At 71.0% G+C, this 19,994-nt stretch carries 19 protein-coding genes; 10 read left to right on the top strand and 9 right to left on the bottom strand.

Annotated features, from left to right (window positions below; all coding sequences use genetic code 11):
• Positions 1-253 precede the first annotated feature (253 nt).
• A complete protein-coding gene (locus tag ACWD5D_RS13650) occupies positions 254-2,077 on the bottom strand; it encodes a phosphoenolpyruvate carboxykinase (GTP) (RefSeq protein ID WP_451372842.1) in 1,824 nt (607 codons plus the stop codon).
• A gap of 280 nt (positions 2,078-2,357) precedes the next feature.
• On the opposite strand from ACWD5D_RS13650, the gene trhA reads away from it, so the two are divergent.
• The 3 genes from trhA (at position 2,358) to ACWD5D_RS13635 (ending at position 4,601) form a co-directional block, all read left to right on the top strand.
• Positions 2,358-3,071: a PAQR family membrane homeostasis protein TrhA gene (gene trhA, locus ACWD5D_RS13645; protein ID WP_451372841.1), complete on the top strand. Its 714-nt coding sequence runs from the start codon at positions 2,358-2,360 to the stop codon at positions 3,069-3,071.
• A gap of 141 nt (positions 3,072-3,212) precedes the next feature.
• Positions 3,213-3,845, top strand: a complete 633-nt coding sequence (locus ACWD5D_RS13640; RefSeq protein ID WP_451372840.1) for a TetR/AcrR family transcriptional regulator — start codon at positions 3,213-3,215, stop codon at positions 3,843-3,845.
• Positions 3,846-3,878: 33 nt separating this feature from the next.
• Positions 3,879-4,601 (top strand): Mut7-C RNAse domain-containing protein, encoded by a 723-nt coding sequence (locus ACWD5D_RS13635; protein ID WP_451372839.1) that lies wholly within the window; start codon positions 3,879-3,881, stop codon positions 4,599-4,601.
• 242 nt (positions 4,602-4,843) lie between these two features.
• Here ACWD5D_RS13635 and ACWD5D_RS13630 read toward each other — a convergent pair whose 3' ends face one another.
• Together ACWD5D_RS13630 and ACWD5D_RS13625 are read right to left on the bottom strand one after the other, a co-directional pair.
• Complete coding sequence (locus tag ACWD5D_RS13630; protein ID WP_451372838.1) at positions 4,844-6,877, bottom strand: thioredoxin domain-containing protein; 2,034 nt, start codon at positions 6,875-6,877, stop codon at positions 4,844-4,846.
• Positions 6,858-7,448 (bottom strand): ArsR/SmtB family transcription factor, encoded by a 591-nt coding sequence (locus ACWD5D_RS13625; protein ID WP_451372837.1) that lies wholly within the window; start codon positions 7,446-7,448, stop codon positions 6,858-6,860. Before ACWD5D_RS13625 ends, ACWD5D_RS13630 begins: the two co-directional genes overlap by 20 nt.
• 260 nt (positions 7,449-7,708) lie before the next feature.
• Here ACWD5D_RS13625 and ACWD5D_RS13620 point away from each other — a divergent pair, with 260 nt between their 5' ends.
• Positions 7,709-8,122: a hypothetical protein gene (locus ACWD5D_RS13620; protein ID WP_451372836.1), complete on the top strand. Its 414-nt coding sequence runs from the start codon at positions 7,709-7,711 to the stop codon at positions 8,120-8,122.
• 77 nt (positions 8,123-8,199) lie between these two features.
• The gene (locus ACWD5D_RS13615) at positions 8,200-11,400 is read left to right on the top strand and encodes a tetratricopeptide repeat protein (protein ID WP_451372835.1); all 3,201 of its coding nucleotides are present in this window, start codon (positions 8,200-8,202) and stop codon (positions 11,398-11,400) included.
• 8 nt (positions 11,401-11,408) lie between these two features.
• Here ACWD5D_RS13615 and ACWD5D_RS13610 read toward each other — a convergent pair whose 3' ends face one another.
• Both ACWD5D_RS13610 and mca read right to left on the bottom strand, forming a co-directional pair.
• The gene (locus ACWD5D_RS13610; protein WP_451372834.1) at positions 11,409-11,648 is read right to left on the bottom strand and encodes a hypothetical protein; all 240 of its coding nucleotides are present in this window, start codon (positions 11,646-11,648) and stop codon (positions 11,409-11,411) included.
• On the bottom strand, positions 11,641-12,522 hold the full coding sequence (gene mca, locus ACWD5D_RS13605; protein WP_451372833.1) for a mycothiol conjugate amidase Mca: 882 nt from the start codon (positions 12,520-12,522) through the stop codon (positions 11,641-11,643). The genes ACWD5D_RS13610 and mca overlap by 8 nt, the downstream gene beginning before the upstream one ends.
• A 101-nt stretch (positions 12,523-12,623) precedes the next feature.
• Here mca and ACWD5D_RS13600 point away from each other — a divergent pair, with 101 nt between their 5' ends.
• Positions 12,624-13,022, top strand: a complete 399-nt coding sequence (locus tag ACWD5D_RS13600) for a DUF4307 domain-containing protein (protein WP_451372832.1) — start codon at positions 12,624-12,626, stop codon at positions 13,020-13,022.
• A 199-nt stretch (positions 13,023-13,221) separates the two neighbouring features.
• Complete coding sequence (gene greA / locus ACWD5D_RS13595; protein WP_451372831.1) at positions 13,222-13,722, top strand: transcription elongation factor GreA; 501 nt, start codon at positions 13,222-13,224, stop codon at positions 13,720-13,722.
• A 72-nt stretch (positions 13,723-13,794) separates the two neighbouring features.
• Here greA and ACWD5D_RS13590 read toward each other — a convergent pair whose 3' ends face one another.
• The 3 genes from ACWD5D_RS13590 to ilvA all read right to left on the bottom strand — a co-directional run bounded on the left by ACWD5D_RS13590 (position 13,795) and on the right by ilvA (position 17,099).
• On the bottom strand, positions 13,795-14,652 hold the full coding sequence (locus ACWD5D_RS13590) for an ABC transporter permease (protein WP_451372830.1): 858 nt from the start codon (positions 14,650-14,652) through the stop codon (positions 13,795-13,797).
• Complete coding sequence (locus ACWD5D_RS13585; RefSeq protein ID WP_451372829.1) at positions 14,649-15,632, bottom strand: ATP-binding cassette domain-containing protein; 984 nt, start codon at positions 15,630-15,632, stop codon at positions 14,649-14,651. The genes ACWD5D_RS13590 and ACWD5D_RS13585 overlap by 4 nt, the downstream gene beginning before the upstream one ends.
• Before the next feature lie 237 nt (positions 15,633-15,869).
• On the bottom strand, positions 15,870-17,099 hold the full coding sequence (gene ilvA, locus ACWD5D_RS13580; RefSeq protein ID WP_451372828.1) for a threonine ammonia-lyase: 1,230 nt from the start codon (positions 17,097-17,099) through the stop codon (positions 15,870-15,872).
• Positions 17,100-17,260: 161 nt separating this feature from the next.
• Here ilvA and ACWD5D_RS13575 point away from each other — a divergent pair, with 161 nt between their 5' ends.
• The 3 genes from ACWD5D_RS13575 to ACWD5D_RS13565 all read left to right on the top strand — a co-directional run bounded on the left by ACWD5D_RS13575 (position 17,261) and on the right by ACWD5D_RS13565 (position 18,745).
• Entirely contained in the window at positions 17,261-17,764 is a 504-nt protein-coding gene (locus ACWD5D_RS13575; protein ID WP_451372871.1) for a MarR family winged helix-turn-helix transcriptional regulator, read from the top strand.
• Positions 17,765-17,952: 188 nt separating this feature from the next.
• On the top strand, positions 17,953-18,459 hold the full coding sequence (locus ACWD5D_RS13570) for a sigma factor-like helix-turn-helix DNA-binding protein (protein ID WP_451372827.1): 507 nt from the start codon (positions 17,953-17,955) through the stop codon (positions 18,457-18,459).
• Positions 18,460-18,496: 37 nt separating this feature from the next.
• Entirely contained in the window at positions 18,497-18,745 is a 249-nt protein-coding gene (locus ACWD5D_RS13565; protein ID WP_451372826.1) for a hypothetical protein, read from the top strand.
• 24 nt (positions 18,746-18,769) lie between these two features.
• Here ACWD5D_RS13565 and ACWD5D_RS13560 read toward each other — a convergent pair whose 3' ends face one another.
• Entirely contained in the window at positions 18,770-19,927 is a 1,158-nt protein-coding gene (locus ACWD5D_RS13560) for a cystathionine gamma-synthase (protein WP_451372825.1), read from the bottom strand.
• Positions 19,928-19,994 lie beyond the last annotated feature (67 nt).

The following is a 19,994-nucleotide window of genomic DNA, read 5'->3' as shown; positions in this document are numbered from 1 at the left end:
CCCACAGGCTGAGTCGAGTACCGGCAAAGCACTCGTCAAGGAATATGAAACAGCCGTGAAGATTTGTGATCAAGGGGAAATGGGCGAAGGCCTGTCGCCGTCCGTTCCCGTCGGGGCGGACGGGACGGACGGCGACAGGCCCAGGGCCCCGCACTCCGTTGTGCGCGGCCTCGCCGCTGTCCACCACGGCCGGCCGTGACGATCACTGGTCAGGGCATCCCAACCGGCCGTGGAGTCTTCAGGGGTGCGGGGCTCAGCCCAGACGCTGCACCAGCGAGCGGTACTGGTCCCACAGCTCCTTCGGGGTGTGGTCGCCGAAGGTGTTGAGGTGCTCGGGGACGAGCGCCGCCTCCTCGCGCCAGACCTCCGTGTCGACCTTGAGCAGGAAGTCCAGGTCGGAGTCGGACAGTTCGAGGCCGTCGGTGTCCAGGGCGTCCTTGGTCGGCAGGATGCCGATGGGGGTCTCGACTCCCTCGGCCGCGCCGTCCAGGCGCTGCACGATCCACTTCAGGACGCGGCTGTTCTCGCCGAAGCCCGGCCAGACGAACTTGCCCTCGTCGTTCTTGCGGAACCAGTTGACGTAGTAGATCTTCGGCAGCTTGGACTGGTCCTTGTCCTTCGCCACGTTGACCCAGTGGGCCATGTAGTCGCCCATGTTGTAGCCGCAGAAGGGCAGCATCGCGAAGGGGTCGCGGCGCAGCTCGCCGACCTTGCCCTCGGCGGCCGCGGTCTTCTCGGAGGCCACGTTGGCGCCGAGGAACACGCCGTGGTTCCAGTCGAAGGACTCGGTGACCAGGGGGACGGCGCTGGCGCGGCGGCCGCCGAAGAGGATCGCCGAGATCGGCACGCCCTTCGGGTCCTCCCACTCGGGCGCGATGATCGGGCACTGCGAGGCGGGGACGGTGAAGCGGGCGTTGGGGTGGGCGGCCGGGGTCCCGGACGCCGGCGTCCAGTCGTTGCCCTTCCAGTCGGTGAGGTGCGCGGGCGACTCCTCGGTCATGCCCTCCCACCACACGTCGCCGTCGTCGGTGAGCGCGACGTTCGTGAAGACGGCGTTGCCCCACAGGGTCTTCATCGCGTTGGCGTTGGTGTGCTCACCGGTGCCGGGCGCGACGCCGAAGAAACCGGCCTCGGGGTTGATCGCGTAGAGGCGGCCGTCCTCGCCGAAGCGCATCCAGGCGATGTCGTCGCCTATGGTCTCGACCGTCCAGCCGGAGATCGTCGGCTCCAGCATGGCGAGGTTCGTCTTGCCGCAGGCGCTCGGGAAGGCCGCGGCGACGTACTTGGACTCGCCCTGCGGCGGGGTGAGCTTGAGGATCAGCATGTGCTCGGCCAGCCAGCCCTCGTCACGGGCCATGACGGAGGCGATACGCAGCGCGTAGCACTTCTTGCCGAGCAGCGCGTTGCCGCCGTAGCCGGAGCCGTAGGACCAGATCTCGCGGCTCTCGGGGAAGTGCGAGATGTACTTGGTCTGGTTGCAGGGCCACGGCACGTCCTGCTGGCCCTCCTCCAGCGGGGCGCCCAGCGTGTGCACGGCCTTGACGAAGAAGCCGTCGGTGCCCAGCTCGTCCAGGACGGCCTGGCCCATGCGGGTCATGGTGCGCATGGAGACGGCGACGTAGGCGGAGTCGGTGATCTCCACGCCTATCGCGGACAGCGGCGAGCCGAGCGGGCCCATGCAGAACGGGACGACGTACATGGTGCGGCCCCGCATGGAGCCGCGGAACAGGCCCTTCTCACCCGAGAAGATCTCCCGCATCTCGGCGGGGGCCTTCCAGTGGTTGGTGGGGCCGGCGTCCTCCTCCTTCTCGGAGCAGATGAAGGTCCGGTCCTCGACGCGCGCGACGTCGGTCGGGTCGGAGGCCGCGTAGTAGGAGTGGGGGCGCTTGATCGGGTCGAGCTTCTTGAAGGTGCCCTTCTCGACAAGCTCCTCGCTCAGTCGCTCGTACTCGGCCTCGGATCCGTCACACCAGACGACCTTGTCCGGCTGGGTCAGTTCGGCGATCTCGTTGACCCACGAGATCAGGTCCTTGTGCTGGGTGGGGATGCCGGTGGGAGCCGCGATGTCGCGCGCCACGATTGCTCCTAATTGAGGGATTTTTGTGTACAACGCCCCGTGGGGGCCGCGACCCGGACGCTTCGTAGCCGCTCATCCGGTGCCGACTGCTCTCATTTGATCATCCGATTCTAGTGCCCATCTGTCCAGAGGGCATCACAGGTGAGCGACGTGAGGAATCCCACGGTTTCCAGGATTCTTTGCGTGCACATGGAGTTCAACGGAAGGACTTTTTGCGTTGCGTCCGTTCACCGGGACGCGCTGACGCGTGACTTACGGTGGCGTAGGTACCATGCGGGCCATGACTGCGTCCGTCCCCGACGCGCCCACGGACACGCCGGCCGCCGGCCGCGGTCCCGCCGCGCCTTCCCTGCCGCTCGCGGCCAAGCCCCGGCTCCGTGGCTGGCTGCACCTCGGCATGTTCCCGGCCGCCCTCGTCGCGGGCCTGGTGCTCACCGCGCTCGCCGACTCCCCCAGAGGCCGCGTGGCCTGCGGGATCTACGCCCTCACGGCCTGCCTGCTGTTCGGTGTCAGCGCGCTGTACCACCGGGGAAACTGGAGCCCCCGGATGGACGGCGTCCTGCGCCGCCTCGACCACGCCAACATCTTCCTGATCATCGCGGGCACCTACACCCCGCTCACCCTGCTGCTCCTGCCCGGCGCGAAGGGGCAGTGGCTGCTGTGGGGCATCTGGGCCGCGGCCGCCGCGGGCATCGTCTTCCGGGTCTTCTGGGTCGGCGCCCCGCGCTGGCTCTACACCCCCTGCTACATAGCGATGGGCTGGGCCGCGGTCTTCTTCCTGCCCGACTTCATGCGCACCGGCGGCATCGCCGTCCTCGTCCTGGTGATCGTCGGCGGCCTGCTCTACAGCGCCGGCGGCGTGATCTACGGCATCAAGCGTCCGAACCCCTCACCGCGCTGGTTCGGCTTCCACGAGGTCTTCCACTCCTTCACCCTCGCCGCCTTCGTCGTCCACTACGTCGGCATCTCCCTGGTGGCGTACCAGCACGCGTGACCCCCGCACCCCATCCCACGGCCACGGCTCGCGAGCCGTGGCCGTTTTCGTGCGCCCGAAAGTCACCATTGTTTGACATTCACTCCATTTCGGCACCGACTTTCACTTCATGGGCGACGCGTGATCGCGGAGAATGACCCCATGACGGCCGCACGCTCCCCCCTCTCCCCCGCCGACCAACCCCGGCCGGGCCTGCGCGAACGCAAGAAGATCAGGACCCGCGAGGCGATCCGCACCGCGACCTACGCGCTGATCAAGGAACAGGGGTACGACGCCACGACGATCGAGCAGATCGCCGAGCGCGCCGAGGTGTCGCCGTCGACCGTCTTCCGCTACTTCCCGACCAAGGAGGACATCGTCCTCCGGTACGAGTACGACCCCCTGATGGCCGAGGAGTTGCGCGCCCGGCCCGCCGGCGAGTCATGGACGGACTCGCTGCGGCACGTGATCGGCAAGGCCGTCGAGGCGATGGCCGAGGACGACCCCGAGGTGCTCCGCGTCCGCGCGCGCCTCGGGGTGCAGGTCCCCGCGGTCCGCGCCCGGATGGTCGAGAGCATGTCGGGGACCGGCCGCCTGCTCCGCGCCGTCCTCGCCGAGCGCTCCGGCCTGGACCCGGACGGCCTCCAGGTCCGCGTCTGCGCGACGGCCGTGGCCGGCGGCCTGATGGAGGTCTACCTGTACTGGGCCGAGCGCGGCTTCGAGGACGACCTCCTCGATCTGGTGACGCAGGGCCTGGCCGTCCTGGAGCACGGCCTGCCCACCGAAAACGCCTGAGCCCGGCGCCCCCTGCCGTGACATCCTGACCGGGTGAACGGTCCCGAGATCCACGTCGAGTTCGCCTCCGGCCTGGCCGTGTTCGTCCCGAGCGCGCGACGCCGGGACGTCGTCCCGCTCGCCACCGACAGCGTCTCCACCCTGGGCCATGTCGTGGAGTCGGCCGGGGTCCCGCTGACCGAGGTCGGAGCCCTGTGGGTCAACGGCCGCGAGGTGCCGACCTCGTACGTCCCGGTCGCGGGCGACACGGTCGAGGTCCGCGGCGTCGAGCGCCCCCAGCGGATCACCGGCGCCCCGCTCCGCTTCCTCCTCGACGTCCACCTCGGCACCCTCGCCCGCCGGCTGCGCCTGCTCGGCGTGGACACCGCGTACGAGGCCACCGACATCGGCGACCCGGCCCTCGCCGCCCGCTCGGCCGCCGAGAAGCGGGTCATGCTCAGCCGTGACCGCGGCCTGCTGCGCCGCCGCGAACTGTTCGCCGGTGCCTACGTCTACAGCACCCGCCCCGATGACCAGCTCCACGACGTCCTGGACCGTTTCGCCCCGGGCCTGCGCCCCTGGACCCGCTGCACCGCGTGCAACGGCCTGCTGAAGGAGGCCACCAAGGACGAGGTCGCCGACCAGCTCAAGCACGGCACCCAGCGCACGTACGACGTGTTCGCGCAGTGCGCGGACTGCGGCCGCGCGTACTGGAAGGGCGCGCACCACGACCAGCTGGAGGCGATCGTGGAACGCGCCCTGGCGGAGCACGGTTAAACAGGTCCGGCGAAGTCCGCTGCGGTCCGGCAGCTCCCCGAAGGGGCGCGGGGAACCGCGCGACCGGCCACGACGGACCCGGGGATGACGCACCAGGTGTCCGGCGGAGCGCTCAGCGCCTGCTCGCGTCTCCCCGTTCACACGCGATTCCGTTCCGGCTCCGGTCGAGGCCGAGCGGATCGTCCCCGCCGTCGGCCTTCAGCCGTCCGTAGTGGTTCTGCCCCAGCCATGTGCAGCGTCGCTCAGCGGGCCTTCAGCGTCGCCCCCAGCCGCTCCGGATCCGTCGTCGGGACATCACAGGTGAAGTTGCGGCAGACGTACGCGGCCGGCCGGCCGTCCACGAGCGGGCGGTCGGCGAGCAGCGGGAACTCGTCACTGTCCGCGGTCCCGGCGGCGACGACCGCGCCCGGCGCGGTGCCGAGCAGAGCGGTCCGGTGCAGCGCGACCGTCGCCTCGTCGGCGAGGGACGGTCCGACGACCGCGACCTCCCGGGGCCCGTCGAGCAGCGCCTCGGCCACGGCCAGCCCCCAGCCGATGAACCGGGGCACGCGCGGCCCGAGCGCCCGTACGACACCCAACGCCCGTTCGGCGGCGGTCCGATGCTCCTCGGAGCCGGTGTGCGCGGCATAGCCCAGCAGCGCGCCGGCCGCGGCGGTCCAGCCCGAGGGGGTGGCGTTGTCGGTGGGGTCCTGCGGCCGCCGGATGAGCTGTTCGGCGTCGGACGCGGTGTCGAACAGGGCGCCGCTGTCCGGGTCGGCGAAGCGCGCGAGCACGTGGTCCAGGAGCAGCCCGGCGAAGTCCAGCCACACCCCCTCCCCAGTCACGGCCGCCAGCGCCAGGAAGCCCTCCGCGACATCGGCGTAGTCCTCCAGCACACCGGCGTTGGGGCCCACCCGGCCGTCCCTGCTGGTGCGCGCGAGGTGCGCGTGCTCGTCCAGGTGCACCCGTACGAGCAGGTCGGCGGCGCCGACGGCGGCCTCGACCAGGTCGGGCCTGCCGAAGTAGGCGCCGGTCTCGGCGAGTGCGGCGATCGCGAGCCCGTTCCAGGCGGCGACGACCTTGTCGTCCCGGCCCGGTGCCGGCCGCCGCGCCCGCTCCGCCAGCAGCCGCTCCTTGACGGACGCGATCTTGTCCGCGTCGAACAGGCCCTCTGTCTGCGGGAGTTGCAGCACCGACTGGCCGTGCTCGAAGGTGCCCTCGTCGGTCACGCCGAAGTACTGGACGGCGAGGTCACCGTCCGCCTCCCCGAGCGTGGCCCGCAGCCGCTCGGGCGTCCACACGTAGTACGCCCCCTCGACGTGCCGCCCGCCCTCGTCTTCACTGTCGGCGTCGAGCGCGGAGGCGAACCCGCCCTGATCCGTGCGCAGTTCACGCACCAGGAAGTCCGCGGTCTCCAGCGCGACCCGACGTGCCAGATCGGAACCGGTGGCCCGCCACAGATGCGCGTACACCCGGCACAGCAGCGCGTTGTCGTACAGCATCTTCTCGAAGTGCGGCACCACCCAGTCGCGGTCCACGGAATACCGCGCGAACCCACCGCCCAGCTGGTCGTAGATCCCGCCCCGCGCCATCCGCTCGCACGTGTCCCGCGCCATCTGCAACGCACCCTCGGCACCGGTCCGCGCGTGATGCCGCAGCAGGAACTCCAGCACCATGGACGGCGGGAACTTCGGCGCCCCACCGAATCCGCCGCGCTGCGGGTCGTACTCACGGGTGAGCCCCAGCAACGCCTGCGCGAGCTCCTGCTCCCCCGGCGCCTCGCCGCCCTGATGCCCGATCTCCCGCTGCGCGAGATCCCGCACGATCTTCCCGGCGACCTCACCGACCTCCTCCCGCCGCTCGTCCCAGGCCCGCCGGACCCCTTCCAGCACCTGCCGGAAGGACGGCATCCCGTGCCGGGGCGCGGGCGGGAAGTACGTCCCGAAGTAGAACGGCTCGGCCTCCGGCGTCAGGAACACCGTCATCGGCCAACCACCCTGCCCGGTGGCCGCCTGCACGGCCTCCATGTAGACGGCGTCGACGTCGGGGCGTTCCTCGCGGTCGACCTTGACGCTGACGAAGTGGTCGTTGAGGTAGTCGGCGGTGGCCTGGTCCTCGAAGGACTCATGAGCCATGACATGACACCAGTGGCAGCTGCTGTAACCGACGCTCAGCAGTACGGGTTTACCGGCCTTGCGGGCTTCGTCGAAGGCCGCGGCCGACCAGGGCCACCAGTCGACGGGGTTGTCGGCGTGCTGGAGCAGGTACGGGGACGTCTCATGGGCCAGTCGGTTCACCGTTCCACTCTCCCACGGGCTCCGCCACCGCGTAGAAGCGCATCGACACCGGGCGCGCCTCCTCCGGGGCGTCCTCGCGGGGGTGGCCGTGGCGGGCGAGGAGGGCTTGGTAGTCGCGCATGAAGGCGAGGAGTTCGTCCCTGGTCATCCAGGTGCCGTGGCGCTGGACCTGGGCCCAGCCCTCGGGGCCCCGGTACTCCTGGTGGGCGCGGCGGAAGAGGGCGGTGTCGACCTCGATCTTGAGGTGGGCGAGCTGGGCCGCGGCCGCGTACTCCTCGGGGGTCATGGCGGCGGGGTCGGGTGTGGTGTGGCTGAAGGGCAGTGCCCGCCACCAGCGCTCGCGGCCGCCGGACTTCTCGGGGATCTCCTCGATGAGTCGCTGCTCGGCGAGTTTGCGCAGGTGGTAGCTGGTGGTGCCGGAGCTCTCGCCGAGTTCGCGGGCGAGGACGGTGGAGTTCGCCTCGCCGTGCCGGCCGAGGTACTCGAGGATCCGGCGGCGCAGGGGGTTGCCGAGGGACTTGTAGAGGGCGGTGCGCTCCAGGCTGGTCATCTCGGACATGCCGTCGGTCATGCGGTCACCGTATCCCTGAGAACCCTGAGCCGACCCTGATGTATGCCGAATTTTCTTTGCAGAATTTCCTCTGCGGTCTACCGTGGGAGGCACGCCGCAGGACGTGGCGCGGCGCGCGGGACCGGCGGATCGGAAGGGGGCTGGTGATGAAGGCCATGCGGGCGAGCCGAGAAAGCGGGGTGGAACCGGGAAGGCAGGGGGCAAAGGCGGCGTTGGAAACGTCGGTGGTGACGGTGGCGCCGGGAAGGTCGGTGAGGACGGTGGCTCTGAAGAGGTGGATGCTGATCCTGCTCGGGGTGGGGTCCGTCCTGCTGGTGCCCTGGATGGTGGTGCTCGCCCTGACGCTCCCGGGCAGCACACAGGTGCAGCACTGGTCGGTGGCCTGGATCGGTATCGACGTCCTCATGGCGGCGGGCTGCGCCGCCACCGCCCTGCTCGGCCTGCGCGCCGACCCCCGCGCCCGCCTCACGGCCTCGGCGACCGCGGCCGTGGCGGTGCTGGACGCGTGGTTCGACATAACGACGTCCTCTTCGGGCGGCGATCTCGTCCAGGCCCTCGCCTGCGCGGTGGCGGAGGCGGGGCTGGCGTGGGCGTGCGTGGCGCTGGCACTGTCGGAGCCGCACAAGTCGGGCCCCCGCGAGCCAATGCCCACGAAACCCTCACTCTCCCGCTGATCGCCGCCCTCTCGCGCTCCCGCCTCCCCCCAAGGACACTCGTAGGTGACGGAGTTGGCGCCGGAGGGGGACGGGACATGCGCGACGGCCATCGTGCGGAGGCCGAGCGGCTGCTGGTTCGGGCCGTGGAGGAAGAGGTGCGCCGCTCGGGCGGCCGGACCGACGGGCAGTTGCTGCTGTCGCGGGCGCGCGATGCACTGGACGCGATGGCACGCACGGCGGCCGAGGAGTACGAGGCCTATACGCGCGCACTCGACGAGGCCGACGCCGGCCGGCTCACCTTCGGCCAGCGCTACGCACGCGAGGGGACCGGAACGGCCTTACTGGTGGCCGCCGTTGCCGCGGCCGCAGCCGCCGTCGCGGACCTGTCCCTGGGGACCGGCACCGGCACGGCGGTCGGTGCGGGTGCCGTCGTGGGCGTGGTGGGCGCGGCGGCCACCGTGGTGAAGGTGGCCGGTTCGCATCTGCCCGCCGCCCACCATCGTGCGGGCGCGGCCGGCCAGCCCGGAGGTCCGGAACAGTTGCGGCTGCAGTGGCTGACCGCGCTGGAGGTGCGCGGCATCCGTCCGTTCCTCGACCAGCAGCGGGTGCTCAGCGCCTCGGCGGCCCCGCCGAAGACGTCCGGCCCGTCGCTGCGCGGCACGGACAAGAGCGCGGCGGCCCGCAGGCGCTCGGTGCTGGAGCAGTCGTTCGGTCAACTTCCCGAGCCGGAAGGCCCGTTCGCCGGGCGCCGGCAGGAGATGACGCGGATCCGGCAATGGACGCAGTCCGCGCGGGCGGCCACGGAGACCCGGCCGACGGTGGTGGTGCTGTACGGCGAGCCCGGTTCGGGGCGTACGACGCTGGCGGTGCGCGCGGCGCACGAGCTGCGGGACCACTTCCGCGGTGCGGTCGTCGTGGATCTGCGCGGGGGCCGGGAGGAGCCGCCGCTGCCCACCCGGGACGCGCTGCTGCACCTGCTCAACCGGCTCGGGGCGCCCCGCGAGCAGCTGCTGTTCCGGGAGCGTTCCTCCCCCGACCAGCAGGTCAAGCGGCTCGGCGAGCTGTATCACCAGCATCTGACGGGCCTGCCGGTGACGATCGTGCTGGACGACGCCTCGGACCCGGAGCAGGTGCGCGCGCTGGTGCCCGAGCGGTCCGACAGCCTGGTGCTGGTGACGGCGCGCACCGCGCTGGAGCTGCCCGAGGATCTGCCGGCCTGGGTGCACCGGCTGCCGGTTCAGGCGTTGGACGCGGCGGGTGCGGAGGAGCTGCTGAGCGCGGCCGCACAGGACACGTCGGGGCCGTACGACGCCGAGTCCACCGACCGGATCCGGCAGTTGTGCGGAGGTCTGCCGCTGGCGCTGCGCGTCGCCGGTTCCTCGCTGGGCCCGCGTTCCGCTCGGCAGCTCGCGGTGGACCTGGGTGCGTACGGCCCGGTGGATCCGGTGGAGCGGGTGCTGTGGCTGCGCTACACCGACCAACCGGAGCCGACGCGCAGGCTGCTGCGGAGACTGGCGCTGGCGGGCCGGGCCTCGCTGGGTGCGGCGGCGGCCGCGGCGCTGCTCGCCACGGACGAGCAGGAGGCCACCCGGCATCTGGTCGCTCTGGCGGGGGCCGGGCTGCTGGACCATGTGCGCGGCAGCCGCTACCGGCTGCACGACCTGGTCCGTGGCTTCGCCCAGGCCCGGCTGGCGGACGAGGAGGAGCCGGCGGAGCGTACGGCGGCGCAGGAACGGCTGATCGTGAACTACGCGGAGCTGGCCGACTCGGTGCTGCGGCTGGTCGACGGCAACATGTCGACGCGTTCGGACCGGTTCGGCTCGCACGGCTTCACCTCGCTGGACGAGGCGCTGCGCTGGCTCGACGACGAGTCGAGCTTCATCACTTCGGCGCTGCGGCACGCGGAGGGCGTGGACCGGGCGGCGGTGCTGAACCTGCTCGGTGCCCTGTGCGACTACTGCCTGCTGCGCGGCGACCTGTACCGGCTCGGGGAGATCAGCGAGCTGGCGCAGGCGGTGGACGAGGGGCTGCTGCTGCAGTCGGTGCAGTGGCGTACCGGTATCGCGGCCCGGCAGCTGGGCGAGCTGGACAAGGCGCGCACCACGCTGGCCTCGGTCGTCGATCTGTACCGGGAGGCGCATCACGACGCGGGCGCCGCGCGGGCCCTGTGCTCGCTGGGGATCACCCTGCATCACCAGGGCAATCTCACCGAGGCCGCGGCCAAGCTCCAGGAGGCCCTGGATCTGCAGGCGGCGCCCGGACTGGCGACGGACCGGGCGTGGACGATGCACGCGCTGGCGGCGGTGCAGCGCGACCGGTCCCGGCTGTCGGAGGCGCTGGACCTGCTGACCCGCTCGCTGGTCCTGCATCGCGAGGGCGGCTCGGTGCACGGGGAGGCGTGGGCGCACTTCCAGCTCGGCCAGCTGGCGCTGCGTCTGGGGGACGTGCCGGGTGCGGAGACGGAGCTGCGAGCGGCCCAGGAGCGGTACGGCCGCACGCACGACGCCCGTGGGGAGGCCTGGGCGCTGACCCAGCTGGCGCGGGCGCGACTGGTGGACGGCGACGCCGCCCCAGCCGTCGAGGGGCTGCGCCGGGCGGCCGCCCGGCACCGGGAGAACGAGGACGTGCGCGGCGAGGCGTGGACGCTGTACTACCTCGGCCAGGCGCTGGAGGAGAGCGGCGAGCTGGACCGGGCGGTCCGTGAGCTGGAGCGGGCGCGCACGATGTTCTCGCGGATGCGTGACGTCTACGGCCTGGCCTGTGCCCGCCACCACTCGGCGCGGGTCACCCGGGACCAGCGGGCGGCGCAGACCGGTTCCCTGCGGAACTCGGGCTTCGCCCGTCAGCTGCTGGTGGACGCGCGCGCCGACTTCCAGCGCATCGGGGTCGGGCACGGCGAGGCCTGGACCTGTCTGGAGCTGGCCGTGGTGGACGCGGGCAACGCCCGTACACAGCAGGCGCTGGCCCTGTGCGACGAGGCGCTGACCCTGTTCACGGCGTACGGCGACCGACGTGGCGAGGACTGGGCGCGTTTCCTGCGCTGCACCCTGCTGCCGTACGCGGCTCCGGGCGGGGTGGAGGTGGGTACGGCCGTGGCCCAGGAGGAGCTGGCCCAGCTGGCCCGGGCCTCGCATCCGCTGCGGGACGAGAAGCTGGCCGAGTACGCCCCGGCGTACGCCCTCCTCCTGGAGCGCGGCATCACGCTGGAGACGGGCTGGGAGGCCTGGCGGCTGCGCATGACACCGGACCGCCACGCCCGTGAGGTGATGGGGGTGGCGGTGGCCGCGAGGAGCTGACCGGGGGGTCAGCCCTGCTGCGCCGTGGAGTCGGCCTTCGCGTCCGCCCCGGGGGACTTTTCCTGGAAGTCGACCTTCTGCATGTGCTTGTTCATGGACTTCATCAGGCCCCACACGGCCACGGCCATCACCGCGAAGACGATGAAGCCGAGGACACCGGGGGTGACCTTGTTCTCGTCGACCTCCTTGGCGGCGAGGGGGACGAGGTGCGTCACTGCGAGGCTCAGGCTTGCGCTCATGTCAGGCATTGTCGCGGATGCCCGCGAAGAGGTCGTCCTCGGGGAGGGAGGTGTCCACGAGCGACTTCGCCAGCTCGTACTCCTCCGTCGGCCAGACCGCCTTCTGCAGCTCCATCGGGACCTTGAACCAGCCGCCGTCGGGGTCGATCTGCGTGGCGTGGGCGATCAGTGCCTTGTCGCGGATCTCGAAGAAGTCCGCGCACGGGATGTGCGTGGTCAGCGTGCGCTCGGCGCGCTCGAACTCGCTCCAGCGCTTGAGCCACTCCCCGTAGGGCGACTCCAGGCCGCGGTCGAGCATCGCCTGGTGCAGGGCCTCGGTGCGCGGGCGGTTGAAACCCTGGTTGTAGTAGAGCTTCTCGGCCCGCCAGGCGGGCCCGAACTCGCTCTCGGGGTACTTCTCGGTGTCCACCGCCCCGTCGAACGCCACCATGGAGATCTTGTGGGTCATGATGTGGTCGGGGTGCGGGTAGCCGCCGTTCTCGTCGTAGGTGGTGATCACCTGCGGGCGGAAGGCGCGGATCTTGCGCACCAGCTGGCCGGCCGCCTTGTCGACGTCCTCCAGGGCGAAGCAGCCCTCGGGCAGCGGCGGCAGCGGGTCTCCCTCGGGCAGGCCGGAGTCGACGAACCCGAGCCACTCCTGCTTGACGCCGAGGATCTCGCGGGCCTCGTCCATCTCCTTCTTGCGTACTTCGTGGATGTGCTCCTCGATGTACGCATCGCCCTGAAGCTTGGGGTTGAGGATGGAGCCGCGCTCGCCGCCCGTGCAGGTCACCACCAGCACGTCCACTCCTTCGGACACGTACTTCGCCATCGTGGCCGCACCCTTGCTCGACTCGTCGTCGGGGTGCGCGTGAACGGCCATCAGTCGCAGCTGGTCAGTCAAGACTCAATCCTCGGTAGTCGGCGCCCCGCGTCCTGGGGTACGCGCGCGGGCTTCTATAGTGACCGAATCGGGGGGCTAATAATTCCGCGGAGAGGACGATCATGAGTACGGCGAGCACGCGGCTGCCCGAGGGCCGCTACGGCCGTTCCTCGGACGAGCGTGCCGACCGCAGACTCAAGGTCGCGGGGGCGGTGCTGGGCGCGGTCCTGCTCGCGCTGATCGGCTACTTCGCCTACCACTACGTCGCGGAGAACGAGATCAGTGGCCAGGTGATCACCTTCCAGGCGTCCGACGACGCGGTCAAGGTGCATCTGGAGGTCCACAAGGACGCCGGTGTGGACGGCTACTGCACCGTGCGTTCCCAGTCCGCGGAAGGCGCCGAGGTGGGCCGGGCGGACTTCCGTTTCACCGGTTCGGCCACGCGCGTCGACAAGGTCGTCACACTGCGTACGACGGCCAGGGGCACGACGGCCGAGCTGCTGGGCTGTCACACCGGCTGATCCGGGCGATCCTGGCGACAGGGCCGGTCGAATCACCCACAATGCGTACACCCTGACCTGCATTGATGCGATTCTTATGGCTTATGTCCTCCCCCTTTCGCCATTGAATTGTTAGGCTCGTGGTTTCGCCCATCCAAGAGGGAACATTCTTCTGGGTAGGGCGATGCTTTGTATTCCCAGTACCGACGAGGAGCACCCTGTGACCCAGACCAGCGAGAACGTCACCTGGCTGACCCAGGAGGCGTACAACAAGCTCAAGGACGAGCTTGAGTACCTTACTGGTCCTGCGCGCACGGAGATCGCCGCCAAAATCGCGGCCGCGCGCGAGGAGGGCGACCTGCGCGAGAACGGCGGGTACCACGCGGCCAAGGAGGAGCAGGGCAAGCAGGAGCTCCGTGTGCGCCAGCTGACCCAGTTGCTCGAGAACGCGAAGGTCGGCGAGGCTCCGGCCTCCACCGACGGTGCCGTCGCGCCCGGCATGGTCGTCACGATCGCCTTCGACGGTGACGAGGACGACACCATGACGTTCCTGCTCGCGTCCCGTGAGTACGCGAGCTCCGACGTCGAGACGTACTCGCCGCAGTCCCCGCTCGGCGCCGGCGTCACCGGCCACAAGGTCGGCGAGGACGCGGAGTACGAGCTGCCGAACGGCAAGAAGGCCTCGGTGCGGATCATGAAGGCCGAGCCGTACTCGGGCTGATCCCGCCCCCTTTCATGGAGCGAAGCCCCCGGCGTCCGCGGACGCCGGGGGCTTCGTCGTGCCGTCAGGGACTCACGCGGTGGCCGAGCGGTACTTGCGGACCGCAAGGGTGCGGAAGACCAGAATGATCAGCACGGAGTAGAGCAGCGAGGCCCACACCGGGTGCTCCATGGGCCAGGCGTGCGAGAGGGACTGGCCCGGGTTTCCGAAGAGCACACGGGCCGCCTGGACAGTGGCGCTGAACGGGTTCCATTCCGCGACGTGCCGCAGCCAGGGGGTCATGTTTCCGGTGTCCACGAACGCGTTCGAGATGAACGTGACCGGGAACAGCCAGATCAGACCGCCGGAGGTGGCCGCCTCGGGGGTGCGCACGGACAGGCCGATGAGGGCGCCGATCCAGGTGAACGCGTACCCGAGCAGGAGCAGCAGGGCGAAGGCGCCGACGACCTTGCCGACGTTGGTGTCCTGGAAGGTCCCGACCCGCCAGCCGACGATCAGCGCGACGATCGCGAGGACCAGCAGGGTCAGCGCGGTCTGCACCAGATCGGCGAGGGTGCGCCCGGTCAGGACCGCGCCGCGGGCCATGGGCAGGGAGCGGAAGCGGTCGATGAGGCCCTTGTGCATGTCGTCGGCGATGCCGGCGCCGGAGCTGGCGGTGGCGAACGTGACGGTCTGCGCGAAGATGCCGGCCATCAGGAAGTTCTTGTAGTCGACGGCGCTGGTACTGCCGCCGATCTTCATGGAGCCGCCGAACACGTAGGTGAACAGCACCACGAACATGATCGGCTGGATGAGCCCGAAGATGACCATCTCGGGGATGCGGGACATGCGGATCAGATTGCGCTTGGCGACGATCAGCGAGTCACGCACGGAGCGGCTCATGGCGTTGCCGGGCGCCTCGATGCGTACGGCGTCGGTGACGGCACTCACTTCACGGCCTCCTTGCCGTTCGCCTCGCCCTGTTCCTCGGCCTCGGCCACGTGTCCGGTCAGGGACAGGAAGACGTCGTCGAGGGTGGGGCGGCGCAGTCCGATGTCGTCTATCTCGATCCCGCGGGTGTCCAGCTCCCGGATGACCTCGGCGAGCAGCTTGGCTCCGCCGGTGACGGGGACGGTGAGCTTGCGGGTGTGGTCCTCGATCGTGGTCTCGCCCTTGCCGAAGCGGGCGAGCACCTCGGCGGCGCCCGGGATCTGCTCGGACTCGTGCACCACGACCTCGACGCGCTCGCCGCCGGTGCGGGCCTTGAGCTGGTCGGAGGTGCCCTTGGCGATGACGCGGCCGTGGTCGACGACAGCGATGTCGTGGGCCAGGTGGTCGGCCTCTTCGAGGTACTGGGTGGTGAGCAGCAGGGTGGTGCCGCCGGAGACGAGCTGCTTGATGACCTCCCACAGTTGCTGGCGGTTGCGCGGGTCGAGACCGGTCGTCGGCTCGTCCATGAACATCACGGGCGGCGAGACCACGAGGGCGGCCGCGAGGTCGAGCCGGCGGCGCATGCCTCCGGAGTAGGTCTTGGCGGGGCGGTCGGCGGCGTCCGCGAGGTTGAACTGCTCCAGCAGCTCGGCCGCGCGCGCCTTGGAGGCCTTGGCCTTCATCTGGTAGAGCTGGCCGACCATCTGGAGGTTCTCCCGGCCGGTCAGGTATTCGTCGACCGCCGCGAACTGGCCGGACAGTCCGATGGAGCGGCGAACGGCGTCGGGGTCCTTGAGCACGTCCACGCCGGCGACGACCGCCTTGCCGCTGTCGGGGCGCAGCAGGGTCGTCAGGCAGCGGACGGCCGTCGTCTTGCCGGCACCGTTCGGCCCGAGGAGGCCGAGGACGGTGCCCTCGGGGACATCGAGGTCGACGCCGTCCAGTGCCTTTACGTCACCGAAGGTCTTCACCAGGCCTTCGGCATAGATGGCGCCTGGCATATCTGTCTCCACGTCGTCGGGGATGCTTCGGAAAGGCTAGGTTTTGCACGCCGGTGCGCGCCTGTGGTTTTCCACGCGCCATGCCCCACCCCTGCGCGGACGACGTCCACGCGCGGACGGAACGGTCGAACCGCCGGCCACGCGACACACCATAACGCGATGTATCGCGTCTCTCAATGGGCTGATACGAGATTGCTCGAACGAATGAATGTCCGGCCCCGTCGGCCGCGCCCGGCCTCAGCCGATGACGGCGTATCCCGCCTCGCGCAGCGCCTGATTGATCTTGACGCAGTGCGCCGGACCCTTCGTCTCGAGGTGCAGCTCCACCTCCGCCTCCGTGAGCCCGAGCCGGGAATCGGTTCGAACGTGGCTCACGTCGAGGACATTAGCGTCCACCACTGACAACACCCCGAGGAGTGTGGCGAGGGCGCCCGGACGGTCCGTGAGCCGCAGCCGAACCGCCAGGTAGCGGCCCTGCGCGGCCATGCCGTGGCGCAGCACCCGCTGGAGCAGCACCGGGTCGACGTTGCCGCCGGACAGCACCGCGACCACCGGTCCGGGGAACGCGCCGGGCTCCGCGAGCAGCGCGGCCACCGGGCTCGCGCCCGCCGGTTCCACGACCAGCTTGGCCCGCTCCAGGCACAGCAGCAGCGCGGCCGACAGCTGGTCCTCGCTGACCGTGCGCACCTCGTCGACCAGCTCGCGGATGATCCCGAACGGCACCTCGCCGGGCCGCCCCACCTTGATGCCGTCGGCCATCGTCGCCGGGTTCTGCACCGACACCGGACGCCCCGCGGCGAGCGAGGGCGGGTAGGCCGCCGCGCCCTCCGCCTGCACCCCGACGATCCTGATGTCCGGCCGCAGCGTCTTCACGGCGACCGCGATACCGGCCGCGAGCCCGCCGCCCCCGATACCGACGACGATCGTGCCCGCCTCCGGGCACTGCTCCAGGATCTCCAGGCCGACCGTGCCCTGACCCGCGATGACGTCGGGGTGGTCGAAGGGGTGGATGAACACCGCGCCCGTCTCGGCCGCGTACTCCTGGGCGGCGGCCAGCGTCTCGTCCACGACCTGGCCGTGCAGCCGCACGTCGGCGCCGTAGTCCTGGGTCGCGCTGATCTTGGGCAGCGGGGCGCCCTTCGGCATGAACACGGTGGCGTGCACCCCGAGCAGCGCGGAGGCCAGTGCCACGCCCTGCGCGTGGTTGCCGGCGCTCGCCGCCACCACCCCGGCGGCACGTTCCTCCGGCAGCAGTCCGGCGATGCGGACGTAGGCGCCGCGCAGCTTGAAGGAACCGGTCCGCTGAAGGTTCTCGCACTTGAGGTGCACCGGCGCGCCCACCAGCTGGGAGAGGTGCCGGCTGCCTTCCATCGCGGTCACCCGCGCCACGCCCGAAAGCATCTTCTGGGCTCCGCGCACATCGTCGAGGGTGACGGAACGCAAGGAGTCAGCCGTGCCATAGCTCATGACTCAAGTCTCGCAGTTCACGGTCGCACACGGCTGGAGCGACCAACCTCCGAGACCGGTTTGCGCAGCGCCGGTACGACCCGCCGCCGGGCCGCGTACCCTGTCCCCCAGCCCAGCACCCTTCATGAAGCGAGCCTCCGGCCATGCCCACAACACCTGAAATGTCGATGGACATGACGACCGTCGGTGACACCGGTCTCCTCGACACCCTTCAGCACGAGGTGGCGGTGTTCGCCCGCCGTGCCGAACAGACCCGGCTCGGTGGCGTCGGGCAGGTGCGCAACTCCATGGACCGCGCCGCGTACCTGCTGCTCAACCGGCTCGACAAGGAAGGCCCCATGGGGGTCAAGGCGCTGGCCGCGAGCATGGGGATCGACTCCTCCACGGTGACCCGGCAGGTGGCTCCCCTGGTCGACACCGGGCTCGTCAAGCGCACCTCGCACCCGGAGGACGGCCGTGCGGTGGTGCTCCAGCTGTCCCCGCGCGGGGCGTCCCGGCTGGAGGAAGTTCGCTCCTCCCGGCGCCAGTTGATGGCCGAGCTGACCCAGGACTGGGCTCCGGAGGAGCGCGAGCAGTTCTGCACGCTGCTCACGCGCTTCAACACCGCCCTGTCCGCCCGTACGGTCCAGGCCGGCCCCTCGGCGGAGCCGCCGACCGCCTCCTGAGGCGCCCGTCGGCGACGCCGTACGGGTGCCGCCGACCGGACTCCGAACCGGTGCCGTCCGGACTCCGTTCCGGTGCCGTCGGGACTCTTGACCCCGGGCCGCGGCTGCCCTCATATGAGACCGGGCCCTGCGTCGGACACGGTTCGTCCGGTCCGTACCGGACAGGGTCTCCTCAGGGGGGAGGAGCGGTGCGTGAGCGGCAGGCACGACGTGCTGCCCGGCGGGCGCGGGAGTTCGAGGCGTTCGTCGCGGGCGCGGCGGGACGACTGCTGCACGCCGCAACCCTGCTCACCGCCGAGGCGCCGGAAGCCAACCCGCGCGCGCGGCGCCTGCTGACGCTGGCGCTCGCCCACACCTACGCCTGCTGGGACCGGCTGCACGGCGAGGACCCCTACGACCGCGCCCGCCAGTACCTCGCCACCCGCTTCGCGCGCGGGACATGGCACTACTACGGCGTCCTCGGCCGCACCCACCGGCCCGATCCGCGCAGCCCGCTCGCCGCCCTGAGACCGCAGGAGCGGCTGATCCTGGTGCTCCGGCTGTACGAGGGGGTCGCCGAGGAACAGACGGCGGCCCTGCTGGGCCTGCCCGCCGACCGGGTGCACACCCTGTGCGATCGCGCGACGGCCACCGTGCTGCATCCGGCGCGTACGGCCGCCCCGCGCGCGGTGGGCGCCACGGTGGCCCGGTCATGAGCCCCCGGCACAGCGGACGGCCCGAGGGGAGGCCCCGGTGAACCGGCCCGAACGGGAGGCCGCCGCACGACGGCTCATGGAACGGACCCCGGCGCCCGTGCCGCCAGACCTCTACGGCGAGGTCGTGCGCCGCGGCACCCGGATGCTGCGCCGCCGGCGGCTCGCCCGCGCCCTGCTGTGGCTGCTGCTGTGCGCGGCGGCCGTGGCGTTCACCGTGTGGGCGGTCCAGGCGCGCCCCTGGGCGGAGCCGCCGTCACAGACGACCCCGCCCGTCACCGGCTGGTAATCCGTCACCGGCCGGTGGCCACGGCTACTTGCCGAGGGCTTGCTCCAGGTCCTCCATCAGGTCCTCGACGTTCTCGATGCCGACCGACAGACGCACCAGGTCCGCCGGGACCTCCAGCGGGGAACCGGCCGCGGAGGCGTGCGTCATCCGGCCCGGGTGCTCGACCAGGGACTCGACGCCGCCCAGCGACTCGCCGAGCGTGAACACCTTGGCGCGGTTGCACACCTCGACGGCCGCCTCCTCGCCGCCCTCGACGCGGAAGGACACCATGCCGCCGAACGCCCGCATCTGCTTGGCGGCGACCTCGTGGCCGGGGTGCTCGGGCAGGCCCGGGTAGAGCACGCCGGTCACCTTCGGGTGCCTGGTCAGCATGTCGGCGATCTTCGTGGCGTTCTCGCTGTGCCGGTCCATGCGCACGGCGAGGGTCTTCGTGCCGCGCAGCACCAGCCAGGAGTCGAAGGGGCCGGCGACGGCGCCCATCGCGTTCTGGTGGTAGGCCAGCTCCTCGCCCAGCCCCTGGTCGGAGACGATCAGCGCGCCGCCGACCACGTCCGAGTGACCACCCATGTACTTGGTCAGGGAGTGCACCACGACGTCCGCACCGAGCGCCAGCGGCTGCTGGAGGTAGGGCGTGGCGAAGGTGTTGTCGACGACGAGCCGCGCGCCCGCGTCGTGCGCGACCTGGGCGACGGCGGCGATGTCCGTGATGCCGAGCAGCGGGTTGGAGGGGGTCTCCACCCAGACCGCCTTGGTCTTCGGGGTGATCGCGGCCCGCACCGCGGCCGGGTCGCTGGTGTCGGCGACGGACCACTCCACGCCCCACCGGGTGGCGACCTTGGCGAAGAGGCGGAAGGTGCCGCCGTAGGCGTCGTTCGGGATCACCACGTGGTCGCCGGGGGTGAGCAGCGTACGCAGCAGGGTGTCCTCGGCGGCCAGGCCGGACGCGAACGCCAGACCGCGGCGGCCGCCCTCCAGCGCCGCGAGGTTCTCCTCCAGGGCGGTCCTGGTCGGGTTGGCGCTACGGCTGTACTCGTAGCCCCCGCGCAGGCCGCCGACGCCGTCCTGCTTGTAGGTCGAGACCTGGTAGATCGGCGGGACGACCGCGCCGGTGAGGGGATCCGCGGTGTTGCCGGCATGGATCGCGAGGGTCTCGAAGTGCTGACTGATGTGCCTGTCGCTCATGTGCACCGAGCGTAGTGCTCCTGACCGGATGATGGCGTCCGCACCGGCTCACGGCATCGGCGGGGAA

Source organism: Streptomyces sp. NPDC002520, assembly GCF_053595235.1.
This window is presented reverse-complemented; position numbering and strand designations above follow the sequence as displayed.

What these genes read in the sequence shown, in the direction of transcription:
- ACWD5D_RS13625 (WP_451372837.1), bottom strand. Translation starts at nt 7,448, where the DNA reads ATGACCGACGGCATGTCCGAGATGACCAGCCTGGAGCGCACCGCCCTC.
- ilvA (WP_451372828.1), bottom strand. Translation starts at nt 17,099, where the DNA reads ATGAGCTATGGCACGGCTGACTCCTTGCGTTCCGTCACCCTCGACGAT.
- ACWD5D_RS13585 (WP_451372829.1), bottom strand. Translation starts at nt 15,632, where the DNA reads ATGCCAGGCGCCATCTATGCCGAAGGCCTGGTGAAGACCTTCGGTGAC.
- ACWD5D_RS13575 (WP_451372871.1), top strand. Translation starts at nt 17,261, where the DNA reads ATGTCGATGGACATGACGACCGTCGGTGACACCGGTCTCCTCGACACC.
- ACWD5D_RS13600 (WP_451372832.1), top strand. Translation starts at nt 12,624, where the DNA reads ATGAGTACGGCGAGCACGCGGCTGCCCGAGGGCCGCTACGGCCGTTCC.
- trhA (WP_451372841.1), top strand. Translation starts at nt 2,358, where the DNA reads ATGACTGCGTCCGTCCCCGACGCGCCCACGGACACGCCGGCCGCCGGC.
- ACWD5D_RS13610 (WP_451372834.1), bottom strand. Translation starts at nt 11,648, where the DNA reads ATGCCTGACATGAGCGCAAGCCTGAGCCTCGCAGTGACGCACCTCGTC.
- ACWD5D_RS13560 (WP_451372825.1), bottom strand. Translation starts at nt 19,927, where the DNA reads ATGAGCGACAGGCACATCAGTCAGCACTTCGAGACCCTCGCGATCCAT.
- ACWD5D_RS13615 (WP_451372835.1), top strand. Translation starts at nt 8,200, where the DNA reads ATGCGCGACGGCCATCGTGCGGAGGCCGAGCGGCTGCTGGTTCGGGCC.
- ACWD5D_RS13640 (WP_451372840.1), top strand. Translation starts at nt 3,213, where the DNA reads ATGACGGCCGCACGCTCCCCCCTCTCCCCCGCCGACCAACCCCGGCCG.